Here is an 18,562-nt window from a genome sequence, read left to right on the forward strand (position 1 = left end):
ATGAGGTTGACGATCAGTGAGTTCGCGCGCCTGGTTGGGCTCGCGCCGAGTGCCCTGCGGTTCTACGACGACTGCGGTCTGCTGCCGCCCGCGGAGGTCGACGCGACGAACGGCTACCGGTACTACGACAAGTCACAGCAACCCCGCGCCCGCTTGCTCCGGGACCTCCGCGAGATCGACCTGCCGCTCCCGGACGTCCGCCTGGCCCTCGACGCCGCGCCCGCCGAGGTCGCCGCGCTGGTCCGCGCGCATCTGCGCACCCTCGAGGCCAAGTCGACCGCCACGCGCGCCGCCGCGACCCGTCTGCTGGCTCAGCTCGTCTCGCACCGGACGACGGCGGTGCTCGGTGGTCCCGAGTTCGCCAGCGCCATCCGGCAGGTGGCACCGGCCGCGTCCGCTTCGGGCACCGATGACGACCTGCAGGTCGCGTTGGACTGCGTGTCGATCGAGGTCGCGCCCGAGGAGCTCACGTTCGTCGCCACGGATCGTTACCGGCTGGCGGTGCGGACCGTGCGGCCGCAGGAGTTCGATGGGGCGCCGGGGCGCGTGCTGGTCCGCGCGGATGAGCTGACCGGCGTGAGCCGATGGGCCGCGGCGGGAGATGTCGTACGGGTCGAGGTGGAGGCGGGTGCTCCGCTCCGGCTCGTGCGGGGTGACGACGTGCGCGAGTTGGCGGTGGTGGACGCGGAGTATCCGGCGTACCAGCAGATCCTCGACGGGTTGACGCCGCCGGCGTGCCGGGTCGCGGTGGACCGTGCGGCGTTGCTGGACGCGCTGGCGGGGCGGGATGTCGTTGCCTTCGACATCGACACCGATGCGCTCCGGATCGGTGACGAGGTGAAGCTCGACGCGGTCGGGTCGGCTGCGGTGCGGATCGGGTTCACCGCGAGCCTGCTGGCCGCGGCGTTGGAGGCGAGCGTCGGCCCGGACGTGCTGCTCGAGATCTGCGCGCAGGATCGTCCGGTCGTGGTGCGGTCGGCGGACCAGGGCACGTTCACCACGCTTGTGATGCCCGTCCGGCTGGACGGGTGAACCGGTCGTACTACGGCTGGCTCGCAGGCTCCACCCTTTCGGCACTCGGCGACACCGCGCTGTTCTTCGCGCTCGGTTGGGCGGCGACGGGCATCGGCCCGCGCGTCGCCGCGCTGGTGCTGACCGGGTTCACCCTGCCGCGCGCCGTACTCCTGTTGCTCGGCGGCGTCCTCGGCGACCGCATCGGCCCGCGTCGTCTCCTGCTCACCTGTACGGCGATCGTCGGCGCGTGCTGCTTCCTGCTGGCCGCGGTCATCGGGGTCAGGGGTGTTTCGGCCGGTCTGCTCCTCACGACCTCCGTGGTCGTCGGCACGGTCGACGCGTTCGCCCTGCCGGCCGCCGGAGTTCTCCCGCGGCTGTTCGTGACCGACGATCAGTTGCCCCGGGCAATGGCCATCCGTACGTCAGCCACCCAGGTCATCACCCTCGCCGGCGGGCCGATCAGCGGCCTGCTCGTCGCGACGCTCGGTCTGGTCGGCGCGCTCACCCTCGACGGCCTGACCTTCGCTGTCCAGTTCGTCGTCCTGTTCATCCTCAAACCGCCGTACGACGTCACTCCGCAACCCGCGCCGGTACTACGTTCCGCACTGGACGGCCTGCGCCTCGCCGTCGGCGATCCCGTCCTCCGGACAATCCTCGCGGTGGTCGCACTCGTCGCCGCCTTCGTCCTCCCGGTCTCGTCGTTGTGCGTCCCGCTGCTCGCACGATCACACGCCTGGACAGCCGGGCAGGCAGGTTTTGTGGTCGCGGGCAACGTTTGCGGCGGGCTGCTCGTGACGGTGCTCGTCGCCCGCTTCGGCACGTTCGACCGCCCCGGGATCGCCGGCGGTCTCGGCTGTTTCCTCGCCGCGGCAGGGATCGGCGGCCTCACCCTCGCGCCGTCGATCCCACTCGCGGTCACCGCGACCGTCATTCAGGGCCTGGGTGTCGGCCTCTTCACCTCACACCTCGCGCCGGTGTTCGTCCGCAGTACGCCGCGATCACACCTGACCCGCCTGCAATCGTTGCTGTCCCTCGCTCAAACCGTCCCGCTGATCGCATCGACCAACCTGCTCGCCGGCCTCGACGTCCACCACGCCCTGGCTCTCGCCGCCGCCGCGACGGCGCTCGCCGGGCTCTCGCTGGTTCGGCTCGACCGCGCCTACCGGGGGAATTCGATCTCGAACGTCGGGTACTCGGGCTGAGGGCACGGCACGCCGCGATGCCCCAAGGCCTCGTAGAACGGCGCCGAACGCTCGTGATGCGCCTGCCATTCGAGATGCCGCACGCGACCTGAGGCCCACTCCGCGACCGCCGCCATCAACGCCCGGCCCACCCCGGTACGCCGCCTGCCGGGCAGCACGTACAGGTCATGCAGCCGGCCGTGGTGCCGCCGGCCCGCGCGCAAGTGTGTCCCGTAGTCCTGCACGGCGGCGTACCCGATCAGTTCGCCACCGTCGTCGTACCCGAGGGCCACCCACCGCGGGTCGGCCACCAGTTCCTCGAAGTACTCCCGCGACTCGGGCTCCCCGAACTCGGTCCCGAACCCCTTCACCAACGGCCAGAACTGCTCCCAGTCACCCAACGTCAGCTCGCGCACACTCATCACCCCACCATCCCAGGAGATCAGGCGGCGGGCACTCGAGTTATTGACAACATGTTGTCGGAATGACAGCATGTTGTCCATGGAGACGGCTTATGTGGCGGTGTACGAGACGTGGGCGGACTGGGAGATCGGGCATCTTCTGGTGGAGTTGCGGACCGGGCGGTTCACCGGGGTGCCGTGGACCGTGGTGACCGTGGGGGAGTCGCTGGAACCGGTGGTGACGATGGGTGGGATGCGGATCGTGCCCGACGTGACGATCGCCGAGGTCGCGCCGGACGCGGGCGACCTGCTGGTGCTCGCGGGGTCCGGGTTCTGGGACAACGGCGGCGGTGAAGCGTTCGCGAAGCTGGCCGGGCAGTTCCTGGATGCGGGTGTGCCGGTCGCGGCGATCTGTGGCGCGACGGCCGGGCTGGCGCGAGCCGGGATGCTGGACGACCGGGACCACACGAGCGCGGCCAAGGAGTACCTGCAGGCCACCGGCTACCAGGGCTCCGGCCGGTACGTCGACGCGCGGGCAGTGGTCGGCGGCGATCTGATCACGGCCGGTCCGGACTCCCCGGTGCAGTTCGCGCGGGCGGTGTTGCGGCGACTCCAGCTCGCGGACGAGGCGAAGCTGGAGGCGTACGAGGGCGTGTTCCATCGCGCCGACCCGGCCGCCTACGCCACGCTGGTGGGATGACTGTTCCGCCTGACGCCGCTGAACCGGTCCCGCCACGCGAGGACTGGCCGAAGCCTGGCAAACAGTCGGAAGGTGGTGCGCTGCTGACAGATGTCGTGCTCGCCACCTTCCGGCTGAACGCGCGGCTGATGGAGGCTGCGCAGGACCTGGCCGCGAACGGCGGAATCACCGCGGCGTGGTGGCAGGTGCTCGGCGGCGTACTGGCCGAACCACGGTCCGTCGCCGACGTCGGGCGGATCATGGGCGTCAGCCGGCAGGGTGTGCAGCGGATCGCGGACCTCCTGGTGGAGCGCGGCCTCGCGGAGTACCGGCCGAATCCGGCGCACCGGCGCGCCAAGCTGCTCGCGTGTACCGAGGCCGGCTACTGGGCGATCCGCAAGATCGCGGTCGCCCAGCATCCGTGGACCTCGGAGCTCGCCACGTCGGTCGACCTCGACGACCTCCGGACGACACTCGCCACGATGCAGACTCTGATCACCACGCTGGAAGAAGCTTGATCGCCAGACTCTGCCCGTAGGTGTGCCGCGTGCTGAACGTCAGCCGCGTCCCGGTCGCCGTGCGCGTGACCTGCACGCCGGGTGTGGATGCCGCGGGCTTCAGGTACTGCGCCCACAGGTTGACCGTGATCGTGTCGCGGGTCGTGGTCGGATCGGACACGGCGACCTGCACGCTCGACTTGGCGCGCCGGACGAGCACCGACGCGGGCCCGTCGATCGCGAGGCCGGGCAGGTTGTGCGTGCCTGCGGTGAAGGTGCTGGCGGCCGTCAGACGCAGACCGAGGTGCTGAATCGCCTGCATTTTCACAGTGTTCGAGAGCAGCGCGATCCGGCCGTGCTGGTAGGACCGCAGCGTGGACTCAGTTGCGTTGGGCACCAATGCGTAGGCGAGCGAACTCGTCGTACCGGCTGGCTGGGTGACGGTCAGACCGAAGACCTGCTTGGTCACCGCGGTGTCCGGGTTGGACGCGCGGATCACCCGCCGGCTCCGGGTGACCGTCTGCAGGCCGACCGAAACCGGAGTCGGCTGCAGGAAGTAGTACCCCATCGCCACAGTGCCGTTGGTGTAGCGGACCCACCGCTTGTCCTGCTGTACGTCGACCGCATCGGCAGCCGCCGCGATCCGTGTGTCGAGCGTCGTCGTCACCGCGCGGGTCGCGTCACCGACACCGGCCGCGAGTACGACGATCTCGTCGTCGAGCAGGAACCACGACTTGGTGGACGATGCGTTCTCGTACGTCACGAAGTTGTCCGGCAGTTCGCCGCGCGACGCGTACGCGAAGTCGTCCGACTGGACCCAGCCGACCGCGCCGTAGGCATCGAGGGTCGCGCCGCCGGAGTACGCGTTCGTCCCCGTGGGGAAGTAGACGTAGGTGTTCTGCGACTCCGACGACGCGGTGAAGCCCGCCGGTTCGTTGTCGTAGTACTGCGTCCCGTACAGCTCCGGGATCGTTTTGCGGGTCTCGACCGGCGCCGTCACGCCGCCCAGCGCGTACGGCGACACCGTGGTGAAGTAGTCGACGCCGAACGCCTGCGTCTGGTCCTGACCGGCCAGGTAGAGGTAATGCGCCCCGTCGCCCTGGAACCACGGCATCAGGTTCTCGCCACTCATGTACTCGTACTTGCTGATCCGCGACGAGTTCCGGGCCAGCGCGAACGCGTACCCGGGCCGCCGGTGCACGGTGCGGTCCATCGCGTTGAACGCCGTACTGGCCGCCGCCGGGTTCAGGTCGGCCGGCACGATCGAAGCGTCGGCCTTGAGGTCCGCGAAGCGCCCGATGCTGACCGGCGACGCGAAGCTGTTCACGTTGATCGTCGGGCGGGCGGTGAACTTCGCGAACGCCTTCAACCGGGTCGCGTCCGCGCCGGTCGCGTAGTCGGCGAGGTCGACGACCGCCTCCACGATCACCGCGACGTCGTCGTACCCGGTGGCCGTCCGGGACACCGCGCGGCCCTTGACGATCTCCATCATCCAGCCCTCGAAGATCAGTGGCGCGAACCCGTGCTCGACCCAGCCCTGCACCACGCCGACCAGGTCGTCGCCCTGCGCGTACTCCGTGCCGTCAAGCACCTTGATGGTCTGGACAACCCGGCTGAGCAGGCCCTTCCCGTACGAACCCGTGTACGCGACCGAGGCGTGCTGGATGAACGAACCGTCGGCGTAGTACCCGTCGGTGACGCCGTGCTGCAGGTTGTACGGGTCGACGGTCGCGAAGACCGTGAACTGGTCCTGCAGCGCCTTCCGGATCCGCGCGTCGTCGTTCAGCAGTGCGCCTTGCAGCACGCGGTTCGCGGTGATGTCGACCAGGTTCGCGCCGGTGTGGAAGCGCGAGTCGAGATCGACGTCGCCGTCCTTGCCGTTGCGCAGGTACGCGTCCATCGAGGCGACGTACCGCGTGACCAGGTCGGCGTCGGCGTCGATCAGGGCCAGGGTCTTCGACACGTACGTCGAGATGCCGATCTCCCACGTGAACCAGTTGCCGTAGTACCCCTTCGACTGGTCGCCGTAGTAGTTGTCGTGCAGCCAGACCAGCTTGTCGGCGATCCGCGTCCGCACCTGCTCGTTGCCCTGCAGATCCGACGCCGGCCCGGGCCGGCGGTAGGCGAGAGCGATCTCGTAGAGGTGCTGGTACGACGAGCTCAGGTTCGGATCGCTCGTTCCGAGTGGCAGGCCGGCGAAGAGCTCGCCGCTGCCCGCGCGGTCGAGGGCGGCCAGCCAGGTGCGAGCCGTGGTGTCGATCGCGGTGACCTTCGCGGCGACTTCGGGGCGAGCGTTGGACTCCGCCGTACCGGCGTAGATCGCGATCGCGTTGGCGAGCAGCCGGCTCGGATCCGCGGTCAACGCAGCCGTCGCGGCGTGCGCGGCGGGCGCCGGATTCACGGCGGTCAGCAGGGCGGTGGCGGGGACGACGGACAGCAGACAGCGACGTGACAGTTCCACAGCGGGCTCCCGGGCGGATGGGAAAACCTAACTGTGGAAGTCAATCAGTCGGAACTATCCTTCGACAAGCGCTTACCGCCGACTTTGAGCCGCCCGGAGGGCGGGCGGCTCCGGTCAGTCAGGCTCCGCCGGCTCCGACCAGCTGCGGGTCGATCGAGAGGACTCGGACCGCGCCGCCGCTCGACTTCGCCGGGATCAGCAGGGCGGCCTGGTGGAGGTAGTCCTGGTGCAGGGTCTGCGTGTACTTGACCATGCTGCTGAACGCGGTCGCCTCGCCGCTGGTCCAGTACGCGTTCGAGCCCGGCTCGACGCGCTGCAGGTACTGCTCGGTGAGCGACAGGAAGACCAGCGCATCGCCGTTCGAGGTGATGAAGGTCAGCGGGTCGCCGTTCAGCGCGAAGCTGTCGGTCACGCTCGCGATGTACGGCTCCGCGGTGTCGTGCGTCTTCGACGCCGCCCGCAGCTCGAGCAGCTTCGTCAGGCTGGGGGACGGTGTGAAGTGCTTCGCCTCCGCCGCCTTCGCGCCACCGGTCAGGTACGTCGCCAGGTCCTTGGCGACCGCGGCGGGCTGCAGCTGCAGGTTGTTCAGATCGGCGGCGTCGGGCGTGCGCAGGCCGTCAACGGACGGGAGCTGGACCGACTTCGGCGGGTACACCGAGTGGGTCAGCAGCCACGGGCTGCCCGCGTTCTCGCGCTGCCAGACGCCGAGCTGGCGGTTGTCCGGCGCGTCCGAGATGCCAGAGCTGACCACGAACCGCATCGGGTACGACGCGAACTGCGGTGCGCCGATCTCCGGGTCGGTGTAGGTGAACGGCTTCGACACGTCCTTGCCGGCGGCGTCGAGCTTCCGGCCGATCACGAAACCGGCCTGGGTCTGCGCCAGGGTCGGGTAGCCCTCGACGGACTGCGCGAGCTTGCTGTCGCGGGTCTTGTTCGCCTGGTTGTTGACCTGGTTGTAGCGCTGGACGACGGCTTGTGCGTCGGCCAGCGTCACCGCCGGGCGGCTGTCCGCCGCGGTCAGGGTGTTCTTCGGCGGGACCAGGCCGCAGCTCGTCGCCGTCAGCAGGAGCGCGCCGCTGGCGAGCAGCGCGGCGGTCCGGCGAACGGCCTCGTCACTCTTCTCGAACTCCGGCGACGCCGCGAGCGGCACGATCTCCTCGTCCACCGGCTTGTCGGCGACCGGTGCAGGCTTCTGCGTGGTCGGGGCGGACTTCCCGTTGATCGGCGCGGCGGTCGGCTCGTTGCGGCGGGTCGGGTGAGTGGCTCCGGCGGGGTCGCGCTGGGCGGTCAGGCGGGTGGGCTCGTCGTACTGGTGGGAGGCGCCGGCGCCGATGAGGGCCGGGGACTTGGACTTGGACTTGGCCCGGGCGATGGCGGCCGGCGACATGAACATCGGCGCTGCCGGCACAGCCGCCGGCCGGACCACAGGCGTCGGGCGGACGGCCGGCGCGGGCTGGGCAGGTGCGGGGCCGCCGGTCGCGGGCTGCGCGGGCTCGGCCGGAGCAGCCGGAGCGGGAGCTGATTCGGCGGGCGTGGTTGTGGCGGCGGGGGTTGGCTCGGCGTGTTCGGGGGCGAAGGGGCTGACGCGGTCCGGGGCGAACGGGCTGACCCGCTCGGGGGCGAACGCGGAGGCGTCGTACGCCGGGGTGAGGTCCGCTGTGGCGGGGACGGGAGTGGTGGGAGCCAGCGCCGGGATGTTGCTCGTGATCACCGGGATCTCGGTGGTGTCGTCGTGGACGACGACCGCGCGGCGGCGGAACATCAGCGCGAGACCGAGGGCGAGGACCAGGATCCCGGCGCCCAGCACCAGCAGGCAGATGCCGAACAGGCGGTGGACCTGGATCCCGAAGCTGACCTGCGCGCCGACCGCCGGCGTACCGTCGGCGTTCATCACGACGACGGAGTACCGCCCGTCCTGGACCGGCCAGCTGACCGACTGCGATCCGGGTGCGGACTGCGCGACCCACCAGTCGAGCTCGCCGGGCGGCGTCAGCTTGCGGGTGGTGCCGCGCATGTCCTGGGTCCCGAACGTGTCCGGCGGGTCGAACCGGATCACCCGGGTGTGTGCGACTCCCGAGAGGTAGTCGCGGACGTCCAGGTCCTGCCCGACGCCGACGAACAGCGGCTTGTCGCCGGACGCGGTGACGTGCAGCGTCGGGCCGTGCCGGTCGAGCAGCGTGGGGGCGGTGACGACCGCGAGACCGTTGCCGGTGAGCTGACGGCTGGGGGTCGTGACGGTGTTGTCCGGACCGACCAGCCAGAAGGCGGCGACTGCTCCGGCGACAGTGGCCACCAGGCCCGCCAGAGCGAGCAGCAGGCCCAGGGTGATGCGGGCGAAACGCATGAAGAGGCTCCCGTTGTACGACGAGCCCGGCGACGGACGGGTGCACCGGACGGCGGGTGCTGCGGTCCGGACCCCTCTTCAGTGCCGATCTTCAGAGCCGAAACGGTGTCCGGATGCTTACCCGTTGTCACTGAATAACTGACCCAACAAGGATCTGTTACGGCCCCCTGCGTTTATTCGCTGCTCAGCGCAGGTACGACGCTCCGTTGAAGTCGAGGACCGCGCCGCTCGCCCAGCTCGCCCGGCCGGAGGCGAGCCAGTAGATCGCGTTCCCGACCTCCTCGGCGGTGGCGACCCGGTTGAACGGGCTCTGTGCCCGGATCGCGTCACCGCCCGGGCCGTCGAGGAACGACTCGGTCATGTCGGTGGCGATGAATCCGGGCGCGATTGACGTCACGGTGATGTCATGAGGTGCCAGCGATGCCGCCAGCGACTGCCCGAGCGAGTGCAGTCCCGCCTTCGAGGCGCCGTACGCCGGCACGTCCGGCTCGCCGCGGTACGCGCCCCGCGATCCCACGTTCACGATCGCGCCCCGTCGTACCCCGTCCGCGGGCTCCCGGTCGAGCATCTGCCGCGCGACGCACCAGGTGACGTGCGCGGCCCCTTCGAGATTGACGGCCAGCGTACGGCGCCACGTCGCGACCCATTCGTCGTACGACGTCTCCGCCAGCGGGTGACCGACGCGGCGGGAGCCCGCGACCGGCTCGTCGACGAACATCGCGGCGTTGTTCACCAGGACGTCGATCCGGCCGAGCGCGGCGACCGATTCGTCAACCAGGTAGGGGATTGCGGCCGCGTCACCGAGATCCGCCGCGACCACCGCGTGGCCGCCGCCGGGCAGCTCGGCGCGGATCTGCTCGGCGCGGTCGACGGCGCCGCGGCAGTGCAGCACGACGCGGTCGCCGGCCTGCGCGAACGCCCGCGCGGCGGCCGCCCCGACCCCACGGGACGCGCCGGTGACAAGTACTCCTCGGGACATCGGTCCTCCTGTCGATCCACCTGGTGTGACTGCACCCCATTCTGCCTTTGCCGCCACTATGACATCAGCAAGGGTTGACAGTGACGTCACAATGACGTCATGCTTGCTGTCATGGAACTTGACCACTACCTCGAGTCGGTGCGGCGGAGCGTCGAGAACGCCACCGCCCTGGCCGACGAGCAGACTCGCTCCGTGGCCCAGCGCCTCGGGGCCACGCTGGATGACGCGGGCCGCCTGGCCCTCATCTCAGCCCTGTCCGACGCCGCCGGGGAGATCAGCCGCGAGCTGTCCCCGGGCTCGGTCGAGCTCCGGATGGCCGGCGGCCGCCCGGAGTTCGTGGTCACGCCGGCCCCGAGCCAGCTGACCGGTCCGGACGACAACGACGACGACATCGACGACGAGGCCGAGGACGAGCCGGCGGAGGAGTTCGTGCCGGACGCGGACGAGCCGACCGCCCGGATCACGCTGCGGCTGCCGATGTCGATCAAGAACAAGGTGGACGAGGCCGCGAACGCCGAGGGCATCTCGTCGAACGCGTGGCTGATGCGCACAGTGATGACGGAGCTCAGCGAGCGCGGCCGCCGGGGTGGCCCGCGCCCGCCGCGGCCGCCACGCCCGCCGCGTGGACCGGTGTTCGGTCCGGAGGGCCCGCTGGGGCCGAACGGCCCGCTCGGCCCCGACGGGGTCTTCGGCCCGAACGGCGTGTTCGGTCCGAACGGACCCTTCGGCGAGGAGGGCGTCTTCGGCTCGGACCGCAGCCGCTGGGAGCGCGACCGGCGCCGTGAGGACCGGGACCGGCGCCGCGAGGACAAGGACCGCAAGCGCGAGGACAAGGACCGGCGCCGGGGCGGCCACGGCCCAGGCCAGCGGATGACGGGATGGGCGGAATGAGCGAGCGGAGCGCGACCCAGTTCAACGACGACGAGAACGACCGGATCGACCGGATCCGGATCGAGATCGGCTCCGGGCTGGTCGAGATCGGGCCCAGCCCCGAGCACGAGGGCACCGCGGTCGCGATGGAGGTCGAGGGCGACGACGAGGGCGTGATCTTCGAGGTCGTCGACGGCGAGCTGGTCATCGAGAGCCCGCGGAACGTCCGCCGCGGCCCGGAGATCCAGGTCCGGATCGCGACGTCCGCGGTGCTCGACGCCCGGGTCAAGACCGGGTCCGGCGACATCACCTCCGACGTACCACTGGGGGCGGCGCGGCTGTCCACCGGTTCCGGCGACGTCAAGCTGTCCCGGGTCGAGCGCGAGCTCGGCGTCAACACCGGCAGCGGCGACGTCAAGGTCGAGTCGGCCGCGGGCGCGGTCCGGGCCAGCACCGGCTCCGGCTCGATCGACATCGAGGAGGCCGGCGACGCGCTCGGCCTGAGCACCGGCTCCGGTGACGTCACGATCGGCGACGCCGCCGGTCCCACCTCCGTCAAGGTCGGCTCGGGGGACATCACCATCGAGCGGATCCGCGACCACTCGGTCGCCACTTCCGGTTCCGGCGACGTCAAGGTCGAGATCGCCGACGGACCGAGCGTCCAGGCCGAGACGGCCCGCGGCGACGTCCAGGTCGGGGTGCCCGACGGACTGCCGACGTACCTCGACCTGAAGACGGTCACCGGGCGGATCCGGTGTGACCTCGAGCCCGGGCAGAAGCCGGCCGAGGGTGAGCCCGCCCTGATGCTGCGGGCCCGGACCGTGTCCGGCGACATCACCGTCGTCAAGGTCTGACGCCGCACTCCACCACCAGAAACCACCAGGAACAACAGCACAAGGTCCCGCCACTGGGGGCGGGACCTGGGCGAAGCACTGCCGAAAACCACTGTCACGGGGACAATCGAGGGGAGCACCATCATGATCACCGAACACCAGGAAATCGCCCGCTACCGCGTCGCCGAGCAGGTCCGCGCCGCCGAGGCCAGGGCCCAGCGGCACGACCGCTCGACCCGCACCGGCCCGCGCGAGGGTCTGGCGAGCGCGCTGCGCCGGCTGGCCGACCGGCTGGAGCCGGCCTCCCGCCGGCTGGCCGAGCCCGCCGCCCGGGCCCTGACCGAGCCGCAGCCGCGTCATCGCGGCACCGGGCTCTCGATCGTCCGATGACCGGCGTACCGCTGAACGGCGTACCGCTCAATGGCGCCGCGGCCGCGCTCTGTGCCGTGCTGCAGCGTCTCGGGCTGGTCGACCTGGGCACCAGGACCCGCTGACCGATCCCCGGACGGCTGCAGCTTGGTGCAACGCCTGTGGATAACTGCCGGGCGGACCCATCGGCACTGCTAGCGTTCAGTCGATCATTCTCGGTCGACTTGGGGAGAGTAACCAACGATGTTGCGCCCGATGGTGGCAACCACAGCCGTCACCGCCGCCCTGATCCTCGTGGCCGGCTGCGGCGGCGGCGACAAGAAGTCAGATGCGGGCTCCGGCAACAACGGCGGCAGCTCCGCCAGCTCGCCGACGCCGACCGCTCCGAGCATCCCGTCCTTCGACCCGCCCAAGGCCTTCACCGCCGCCGCGGCGTTCCCGGTCCAGAAGGTCCAGACCCGCGAGATGTACGACGAGGCGAAGCTGGGCATGGTCGGCCCGGTCGCCCTGATCGGCCACTACGACGGGCTGGTCGGCAACAACGTCGCCGACCCGAGCAAGTCCTGGACGGTGAAGTCGACCCCGGCCGAGACCACGACCGTCAGCGACGCGACCCCTGCGGTCGGCATCAAGCTCGACGGCAAGGACGTCGCGGTCGTCGCGTACGCCGAGGCGGACAAGGGCAACGGCACGCAGAAGCCACAGGGCCTGGTGCTGATCCAGTGGATCGACGTGGACTCCGGGCAGAAGGTCGCCGAGATCTCCACGCCGGTGAGCACGGTGGACGGGACCGGCCCGGTCGCGTCCGGCACGCCGAGCCTGAACGATCTGCGCTTCGATCCCGAGACCGGCCAGGTCGCGATCGGCGTGGGCGCGAGCGGCAGCCCGGGTGGCGGCAAGACGGTGTTCGCGGATCCCAAGACGAAGAAGGCGACGGTCATCCCGGGCTTCCTCGCGGCGGCTGTGCACGGCGGTGTCGTCGCGGGTGCGAAGACTTCGAGCAACCAGTCGAGCGCCGACGGGACGGTCGTGCTCGCGGACGGTGCGAGCGGCAAGATCACCAAGCAGATCCCGCTGAAGCAGGTCTCCTTGACCGGGATCGCGGGTGGCCTCAAGCACGCGTACTTCTACGGCACGATCTCCAAGGAGGGTACCTACGGGTCCGAGGATGTCGGTTCGCTCTTCGCGGTCGACCTGACGACCGGAGCCGTGGTGAAGTCGGCGCCCGGGCTGTCCGCGCGCGATTCCGGTGGCTACCAGTGCGTCTGGGACCAGGCGAGCGCGATCGCCTGCCACGAGAACCAGCCCACCGGCCCCAAGGAGATCCTCGGGTTCGACGACACCACCGGTAAGAAGGCCTGGGGCTGGAACAGCCTCTCCGGCGGCCGCGTGGTACCGGACGTGACCGCGGCGTTCCACGGGGTCGTGTACGTCCAGACCGAGAAGCAGGGCGTGCTGCTGGACGGGAAGACCGGTCAGGACCTGCCGAGCCCGACCCCTTCCAGTGGCGCGAGCGAGAGCAGCCCGTCCACCGGCAGCACGCCCTCGGACAGCGACTCCCCGACGTCCGGTGACACGCCGTCCGACAGCGACTCCCCGTCGGACGGTTCGTCCCCGGGCGGCAGCGACATGAGCGAGTACAACGGCACGCAGGGTTCGCCGGACGCGGTGTCGCCGTACGGCGGTGTCTACTCGCAGTTCCCGACGGGTGGTGCCGGCAGCAGCCTGGACACCGAGACCGTCTGCGTCTACCTCAAGCCGACCGCCTGAGTGCAGGCAGTAGAAGGGCCCCGGGAGATGCTCCCGGGGCCCTTTGCGTTGTGTCAGACGTCGGTGCGGTGGAAGTTGCGGAACGATCGGGACGGTGTCGGGCCGCGCTGGCCCTGGTACCGGGAGCCGTACTTGTCGGAGCCGTACGGGTGCTCGGCCGGCGAGGAGAGCCGGAAGAAGCAGAGCTGGCCGATCTTCATCCCGGGCCAGAGCTTGATCGGCAGTGTCGCGACATTCGACAGCTCCAGCGTGACGTGCCCCGAGAAGCCGGGGTCGATGAAACCCGCGGTGGAGTGCGTCAGCAGCCCCAGACGGCCCAGCGAGGACTTGCCCTCGAGCCGCGCCGCGACGTCGTCGGGCAGCGTGACCTGCTCGTACGTCGATCCCAGGACGAACTCACCGGGATGCAGGATGAACGGCTCCTCGCCGTCGGGCTCCACCAGCCGGGTCAGATCCGGCTGTTCCTCGGACGGGTCGATGTGCGGGTACTTGTGGTTCTCGAAAACCCGGAAGAACCGGTCCAGCCGTACGTCGACACTCGACGGCTGCACCATCGCAGCGTCGAACGGATCCAGCTGGACCCGCTTCGCGTCGAGCGCGGCCAGGATGTCACGGTCGGAGAGCAGCACGGTCGCACGTTAGCAGCGCGCTGCTCATCCGCACAGCCAGATCCGCCGCCGCCCATGCATTTGCGGCGTTCACCCCTCAAACGCACCCTTCGCCCCGCGCATGCGCGGGGTTTTCGGGCAACCGCCGGGGTTCACCCTTCGAATTGCCCGGTGACTGGTGGTGAATCGTCCGGAGCCCTCAGCTCTCCGGCGGAGACCGCACCACCAGACCGTGGGCCTGAGGCAACTAACCTCAGTTGGCCAGCTTGTTGAACTTCGACACCTGGGCGGCGAAGGTCTTCACCTGCGTCGGGGACCAGTCCTTGAGCAGGTCCTCGATCACCTTGTGCCGCTTCTTCCGGGCCGCCGTCAGCTTGCGCTTGCCGGCCGCCGTCAGCGTCAGCAGGGTCGCGCGCGCGTCCGACTTGTCGGCCGCCCGCTTCAGCAGACCCTCCTCCTCCAGTCGCGCGCAGGCCCGGCTGACCGGGCCCTTGTCCACCTCGAGCGCTGCCACCAGGTCGGCCATCCGCACCGGCGCCAGCTCCTCGACGTGGTTCAGCAACGCGTACTGCGCCGGCTCCAGGTCCGGATGTGCCTCGTCGGACAGCGTGCGCTGCAGACCACGCAGCCGCCGTGCCAACGTGACGAGTTCCTTCTCCAGGTTGTCCACCGCGTCACTTGTGTCTGTTGCCACCGTTCACCCCTTCATCCAGTTGCCCCGCAACCATCTTGTCCGGTCCGGTCGAGGACCGCATCCTCACGTTGCGTCGAATGTTGCCCCCGGCAACGCGTTCTAATCTGCCAGAAGAACTCGAACCTGCCCAGCCCTGGGCGTGCCCTTTGTCAGAAACTGCCCAAGAACCCCCCGTGCAAACCGCCCGCATCGTGCTTTTCGATGCGTTCGGCACCAACTCCAGGGGTATCCCGCTGACGCCGCAGCAAACCTCGCGATCCGGGATCGTCGGAGGCGGTCGCGGTAAAACGGCGGCCGGGGTCCGTGGGCCCGGGTGCGGTCTGGTCCGGCGCGCGGACCCGGCGTGGTTGTGGGCCCCCGGATCGGCTATGCTCGTCTCCGCTGCCGGGAGACCGGCGCCGCGGGTGTAGTTCAATGGCAGAACATCAGCTTCCCAAGCTGACAGTGCGGGTTCGATTCCCGTCACCCGCTCCATAGCCCTGACACGTTCTATCGTTTGGCGGCATGAGCTACCCGCAGCAGCAGCCGCCCCAGTTTCAGCCGGCGCAGTTTCAGCCGCAGCAGCAGTTTCAGCCGCAGGGCCCGATGGGGATGCTGCACCTGACCATCCAGGGCAGCGCGATGACGTCCAGCATGATTCCGCCGACGGTGCACCTGAACGGCTACCCGGTGCCGGTCAAATACGGGCGGAACGACATCCCGGTGCCTGCCGGACCGCTGCACATCGACATCCACTCGCAGTGGATGCGCGTCTACGGCAAGGCCGCGCTCGACTGCACGGTGCAGCCGAACCAGGCGGTACCGGTGTTCTACGCGTCGCCGTTCCACCAGTTCACCTCCGGAAGCATCGGCCACAGCCAGGTGAAGCGGAAGGGGATCGGCGCGCTCTTCGGCATGGTCGGGGCAATCGTCGCAGTGACGTTGCTGATCGCCGTACTCGCGGCACTCGGATGATCAAACGGTTGACCCAGGCGACAACCGTTGCCCGGGCCAACCGTTCGCTCGCCGCGGCGAGCGTGGGCTTCTAAGGAAGCTCTAAAGCCGGCTGAAACCACACCTGAGGCCGCGTTGTTTGTCTTGTCTCCACGGCGCCGGTATCGACCCGGCGCACCCAGGGGACGAAAGGACTCACGATGATGAAACGCCTACAGTTGGCCGTGGTCTCGGTGTCGCTCGCCGCGCTGGTCGCGACGGGTACGGCGTCGGCGGCGACGACCGGCCACGCAGAATCCGGTACCGCGAAAGCCGCTGCCGCGGCCAAGGCGGAGGGAAAGCCGAAGCCGGGCCGGAAGGCCGAATTCGCCGCGATGGCGGCGAAGCTCGGGGTGTCGGCAAGCCGGCTCGAAGCAGCATTCGTCGCGGCCAAGAGGTCGCTGGAGGGCTCGGCCAACGTCACGCCACGGGCCTTCGCCGCGGCGGTTGCGGCCCACCTGGGGCTGCCTGCCTCGACAGTCAGGTCCGTCGTGGAACCGGTGTTACTCGAGCCCCGAGGCACTCGCGGCGGCAAGGACCACAAGGCCGGACCGGACGGCAAGTACGGTCACAAGGACAAGGGTGCGGACGCACCGTTCGCGACCAACGCCATGGCCGCCCACCTGGCCGCGACGCTCGGCGTCTCTCCAGCCAAGGCCCTGGCGGCCTTGCGCGCCCTGGTCGCGGCTCCCGGCGGAAGTGACCCGAAGTCCAAGTACTTCGGCCGAATCGCCGGCTCGCTCGGCGTCAGTGCCGCCCAGCTCGAGTCCGCATTGATCAAGCTGAAGCAGTCGATGGTCAACGGCTGACGGCCGCCGCGGCTCACCTCATCACAACTTCACGATCGACGGCGAGGATGGACTCCATGCGGATACTTGTCGTGGACGACGATCCGGCGGTACGGCGGTCGTTGGAGCAGGCGTTGCGCCGGGACGGCTACGACGTGGCGTGCGTCGTTGACGGGGTGTCCGCACTCGCCGAGCACGGCGTGTTCCGCCCGGACGCAGTGGTACTCGACGTCCTGATGCCCGAACCGAACGGGCTCGAGGTCTGCCGGAGGCTGCGTTCGGGCGGGTACGACACGCCGATCCTGATGCTGACGGCCCGGGACCTGGTCACGGACCGGGTCGCCGGGCTCGACGCGGGGGCCGACGACTACCTGGCCAAGCCCTTCGCGCTGGAGGAGTTGCGGGCCCGGTTGCGAGCCCTGCTGCGGCGCAGTGGCGCGAGGTCCGAGGTGCTGCACTTCGACGACGTCGCACTGGACCTGAGCGGCTGCCGGGCCGAACGCGCCGGCCGGCGCCTCGAGCTGACGAAGACGGAGCTGTCCCTGCTGGAGCTGTTCCTCCGCAATCCCGAGCGGGTGCTGAGCCGGACCCAGATCTTCGAGTCCGTCTGGGGCTACGACTTCGGCCCGGAGTCGAACGCGCTCTGGGTCTACATCAGCTATCTGCGAAGCAAGCTCGAAGCAGACGGCGGCAGCAGACTGATCCAGACGGTCCGCGGTCTCGGATATGTCCTGCGCGAGGAGCCGTGAACCTGCGGACGCGGGTGACGGTCGCGGGCGGAGCGATCGCCGCGGGCGCTGTCCTGCTGGTGTCCGCGGTCCTGTACCCGGCCGTCGAAGCCAACCTTCGCGGCCAGATCGACCGCTCCCTGATCGTGGCGGCCGGTCAGGCACCGGACGTCGCGAGAGCCATCAAGGAGAAGTACCGGGACACCTCCACCGTCGAGCCGGACTTCCCCGCTGTTCCGTTGGGGATCGGGAGCACCAAGCTCCAGATCGTGCCGACGCCGGTCGGGGCCGGGCCGTCGACGAAGTTCGTCGACCTCACCGCCCACGACGTCGCCGTGGCGAACGGCACCGCCACTGCCTATTTCCGTTACGCGGTGTACGACGGCGTCGCGTATCGCGTCTACACCGCCCCGTTCCCAGGATCACCCGGCGCGCTCGTGCGTACGGCGATCCCGCAATCCGATCCGGCACCCACCCTGCGACTGCTCGCCTGGCTGCTCGTCGGATCGACGGTGACCGCCGGGCTGCTGGCCGCACTGGCGTCACGCCTGGCGGCGCGCCGTGTCCTGCGTCCGGTCCGCCGACTCACCGAGACCGTCGAACTGATCCGCACGACCGGCGATCTGGCCATCCCGATCCCCGCCGACAGCTTGGACGAGATCGGCCGGCTGGGCCTCGCGTTCGCCGGGATGACTGCCGCGCTGGACGACTCCGTCGGTGCCCAGCGCCGCTTGGTCGCCGACGCCTCGCACGAACTGCGCACACCACTGACGAGCCTGACCGTGAACCTCGAACTGCTGGCGGAGAACCTGGCCGACACGCAAGCCCCGGATCTTGCCGCCGAAGCGCTCGGCCAGGCCGGCGAACTCCGAGCGCTGGTCAACGACCTGGTCGACCTCGCCCGCTACGGCCAGCCCGCCTTTCACACCGAGGACGTCCGCCTCGACCTCGTCGCGGAGCGCGTCGCGGCCCGCGCGACCCGTCGGGCGGCACAGATCGACTTCGACCTGGCCTGCGCGCCCACGCTCGTCCACGGCGATCCCGACGCCCTGGAACGCGCCGTCGCCAATCTCGTCGACAACGCCGTGAAGTGGAGCCCGCCCGGCAGCCGGATCCGGATCAGCCTCGACGCGGGCGCCCTCGACATCTCCGACGCCGGCCCCGGGATCCCCGACAGCGACCTCGAGTTCGTCTTCGACCGCTTCTACCGCTCACCTGCCGCCCGCGCGCATCCCGGATCCGGTCTGGGCCTGGCCATCGTCCGCCAGGTCGCCGAGTCCCACGGCGGAACAGCCGAAGCCCTGCCGTGCCGAACCGGCGCCCTGCTACGCCTGAAGCTCCCGGTCTGCGCCGAGAAAGCCGAGCTCTGAACGG

18 protein-coding genes and 1 tRNA gene are annotated in these 18,562 nt (G+C 69.9%); 13 read left to right on the forward strand and 6 right to left on the reverse strand.

All coding sequences use genetic code 11. The annotated features are described in order from the left end of the window. Both ACFYRH_RS06815 and ACFYRH_RS06820 read left to right on the forward strand, forming a co-directional pair. Nucleotides 1–1,032 carry a MerR family transcriptional regulator gene (locus tag ACFYRH_RS06815; RefSeq protein WP_387769276.1) on the forward strand — a complete coding sequence of 344 codons (1,032 nt, stop codon included), beginning with the start codon at nucleotides 1–3 and terminating at the stop codon, nucleotides 1,030–1,032. After that, nucleotides 1,029–2,216, forward strand: coding sequence for an MFS transporter (locus tag ACFYRH_RS06820; protein WP_387769279.1), 1,188 nt, complete (start codon nucleotides 1,029–1,031; stop codon nucleotides 2,214–2,216). Before ACFYRH_RS06815 ends, ACFYRH_RS06820 begins: the two co-directional genes overlap by 4 nt. On the opposite strand, the gene ACFYRH_RS06825 is transcribed toward ACFYRH_RS06820, so the two are convergent. Beyond that, nucleotides 2,174–2,617, reverse strand: a complete 444-nt coding sequence (locus ACFYRH_RS06825) for a GNAT family N-acetyltransferase (protein ID WP_387769282.1) — start codon at nucleotides 2,615–2,617, stop codon at nucleotides 2,174–2,176. The genes ACFYRH_RS06820 and ACFYRH_RS06825 overlap by 43 nt on opposite strands. Nucleotides 2,618–2,696: 79 nt before the next feature. On the opposite strand from ACFYRH_RS06825, the gene ACFYRH_RS06830 reads away from it, so the two are divergent. Further along, the gene (locus ACFYRH_RS06830) at nucleotides 2,697–3,296 is read left to right on the forward strand and encodes a DJ-1/PfpI family protein (protein WP_387769285.1); all 600 of its coding nucleotides are present in this window, start codon (nucleotides 2,697–2,699) and stop codon (nucleotides 3,294–3,296) included. Next, a complete protein-coding gene (locus ACFYRH_RS06835; RefSeq protein WP_387769288.1) occupies nucleotides 3,293–3,793 on the forward strand; it encodes a MarR family winged helix-turn-helix transcriptional regulator in 501 nt (166 codons plus the stop codon). Before ACFYRH_RS06830 ends, ACFYRH_RS06835 begins: the two co-directional genes overlap by 4 nt. On the opposite strand, the gene ACFYRH_RS06840 is transcribed toward ACFYRH_RS06835, so the two are convergent. The 3 genes from ACFYRH_RS06840 to ACFYRH_RS06850 all read right to left on the reverse strand — a co-directional run bounded on the left by ACFYRH_RS06840 (nucleotide 3,771) and on the right by ACFYRH_RS06850 (nucleotide 9,556). Further along, nucleotides 3,771–6,233, reverse strand: coding sequence for a polysaccharide lyase family 8 super-sandwich domain-containing protein (locus ACFYRH_RS06840; protein ID WP_387769291.1), 2,463 nt, complete (start codon nucleotides 6,231–6,233; stop codon nucleotides 3,771–3,773). The genes ACFYRH_RS06835 and ACFYRH_RS06840 overlap by 23 nt on opposite strands. A gap of 118 nt (nucleotides 6,234–6,351) precedes the next feature. After that, nucleotides 6,352–8,577 carry a hypothetical protein gene (locus ACFYRH_RS06845; protein ID WP_387769294.1) on the reverse strand — a complete coding sequence of 742 codons (2,226 nt, stop codon included), beginning with the start codon at nucleotides 8,575–8,577 and terminating at the stop codon, nucleotides 6,352–6,354. 184 nt (nucleotides 8,578–8,761) lie between these two features. Then, nucleotides 8,762–9,556 (reverse strand): SDR family NAD(P)-dependent oxidoreductase, encoded by a 795-nt coding sequence (locus ACFYRH_RS06850; RefSeq protein WP_387769296.1) that lies wholly within the window; start codon nucleotides 9,554–9,556, stop codon nucleotides 8,762–8,764. A 99-nt stretch (nucleotides 9,557–9,655) separates the two neighbouring features. Between ACFYRH_RS06850 and ACFYRH_RS06855 the strand changes: the two genes are divergently transcribed. From ACFYRH_RS06855 to ACFYRH_RS06870, 4 genes are all read left to right on the forward strand, one after another. Next, a complete protein-coding gene (locus tag ACFYRH_RS06855; RefSeq protein WP_387769299.1) occupies nucleotides 9,656–10,447 on the forward strand; it encodes a hypothetical protein in 792 nt (263 codons plus the stop codon). Beyond that, the gene (locus tag ACFYRH_RS06860; protein WP_387769302.1) at nucleotides 10,444–11,280 is read left to right on the forward strand and encodes a DUF4097 domain-containing protein; all 837 of its coding nucleotides are present in this window, start codon (nucleotides 10,444–10,446) and stop codon (nucleotides 11,278–11,280) included. Before ACFYRH_RS06855 ends, ACFYRH_RS06860 begins: the two co-directional genes overlap by 4 nt. A 123-nt stretch (nucleotides 11,281–11,403) precedes the next feature. Beyond that, the gene (locus tag ACFYRH_RS06865; protein WP_387769305.1) at nucleotides 11,404–11,649 is read left to right on the forward strand and encodes a hypothetical protein; all 246 of its coding nucleotides are present in this window, start codon (nucleotides 11,404–11,406) and stop codon (nucleotides 11,647–11,649) included. 234 nt (nucleotides 11,650–11,883) lie between these two features. Continuing rightward, nucleotides 11,884–13,398, forward strand: a complete 1,515-nt coding sequence (locus tag ACFYRH_RS06870) for a hypothetical protein (protein WP_387769307.1) — start codon at nucleotides 11,884–11,886, stop codon at nucleotides 13,396–13,398. A gap of 53 nt (nucleotides 13,399–13,451) precedes the next feature. Here ACFYRH_RS06870 and dcd read toward each other — a convergent pair whose 3' ends face one another. Together dcd and ACFYRH_RS06880 are read right to left on the reverse strand one after the other, a co-directional pair. Next, a complete protein-coding gene (gene dcd / locus ACFYRH_RS06875; protein WP_387769310.1) occupies nucleotides 13,452–14,027 on the reverse strand; it encodes a dCTP deaminase in 576 nt (191 codons plus the stop codon). Between the two features lie 232 nt (nucleotides 14,028–14,259). Further along, on the reverse strand, nucleotides 14,260–14,700 hold the full coding sequence (locus tag ACFYRH_RS06880) for a MarR family winged helix-turn-helix transcriptional regulator (protein WP_387769313.1): 441 nt from the start codon (nucleotides 14,698–14,700) through the stop codon (nucleotides 14,260–14,262). A gap of 400 nt (nucleotides 14,701–15,100) precedes the next feature. Here ACFYRH_RS06880 and ACFYRH_RS06885 point away from each other — a divergent pair. The 5 genes from ACFYRH_RS06885 (at nucleotide 15,101) to ACFYRH_RS06905 (ending at nucleotide 18,558) form a co-directional block, all read left to right on the forward strand. Continuing rightward, nucleotides 15,101–15,174, forward strand: a tRNA-Gly gene (locus tag ACFYRH_RS06885). A gap of 30 nt (nucleotides 15,175–15,204) precedes the next feature. Next, entirely contained in the window at nucleotides 15,205–15,654 is a 450-nt protein-coding gene (locus ACFYRH_RS06890; protein ID WP_387769315.1) for a hypothetical protein, read from the forward strand. 179 nt (nucleotides 15,655–15,833) lie between these two features. Then, the gene (locus ACFYRH_RS06895; protein WP_387769317.1) at nucleotides 15,834–16,481 is read left to right on the forward strand and encodes a hypothetical protein; all 648 of its coding nucleotides are present in this window, start codon (nucleotides 15,834–15,836) and stop codon (nucleotides 16,479–16,481) included. Between the two features lie 56 nt (nucleotides 16,482–16,537). After that, a complete protein-coding gene (locus tag ACFYRH_RS06900) occupies nucleotides 16,538–17,209 on the forward strand; it encodes a response regulator transcription factor (protein ID WP_387769320.1) in 672 nt (223 codons plus the stop codon). After that, nucleotides 17,206–18,558 (forward strand): ATP-binding protein, encoded by a 1,353-nt coding sequence (locus tag ACFYRH_RS06905; RefSeq protein ID WP_387769323.1) that lies wholly within the window; start codon nucleotides 17,206–17,208, stop codon nucleotides 18,556–18,558. Before ACFYRH_RS06900 ends, ACFYRH_RS06905 begins: the two co-directional genes overlap by 4 nt. Nucleotides 18,559–18,562: the final 4 nt, after the last annotated feature.

Source organism: Kribbella sp. NPDC004875 (assembly GCF_042873375.1).
Taxonomy (GTDB): Bacteria; Actinomycetota; Actinomycetes; order Propionibacteriales; family Kribbellaceae; genus Kribbella.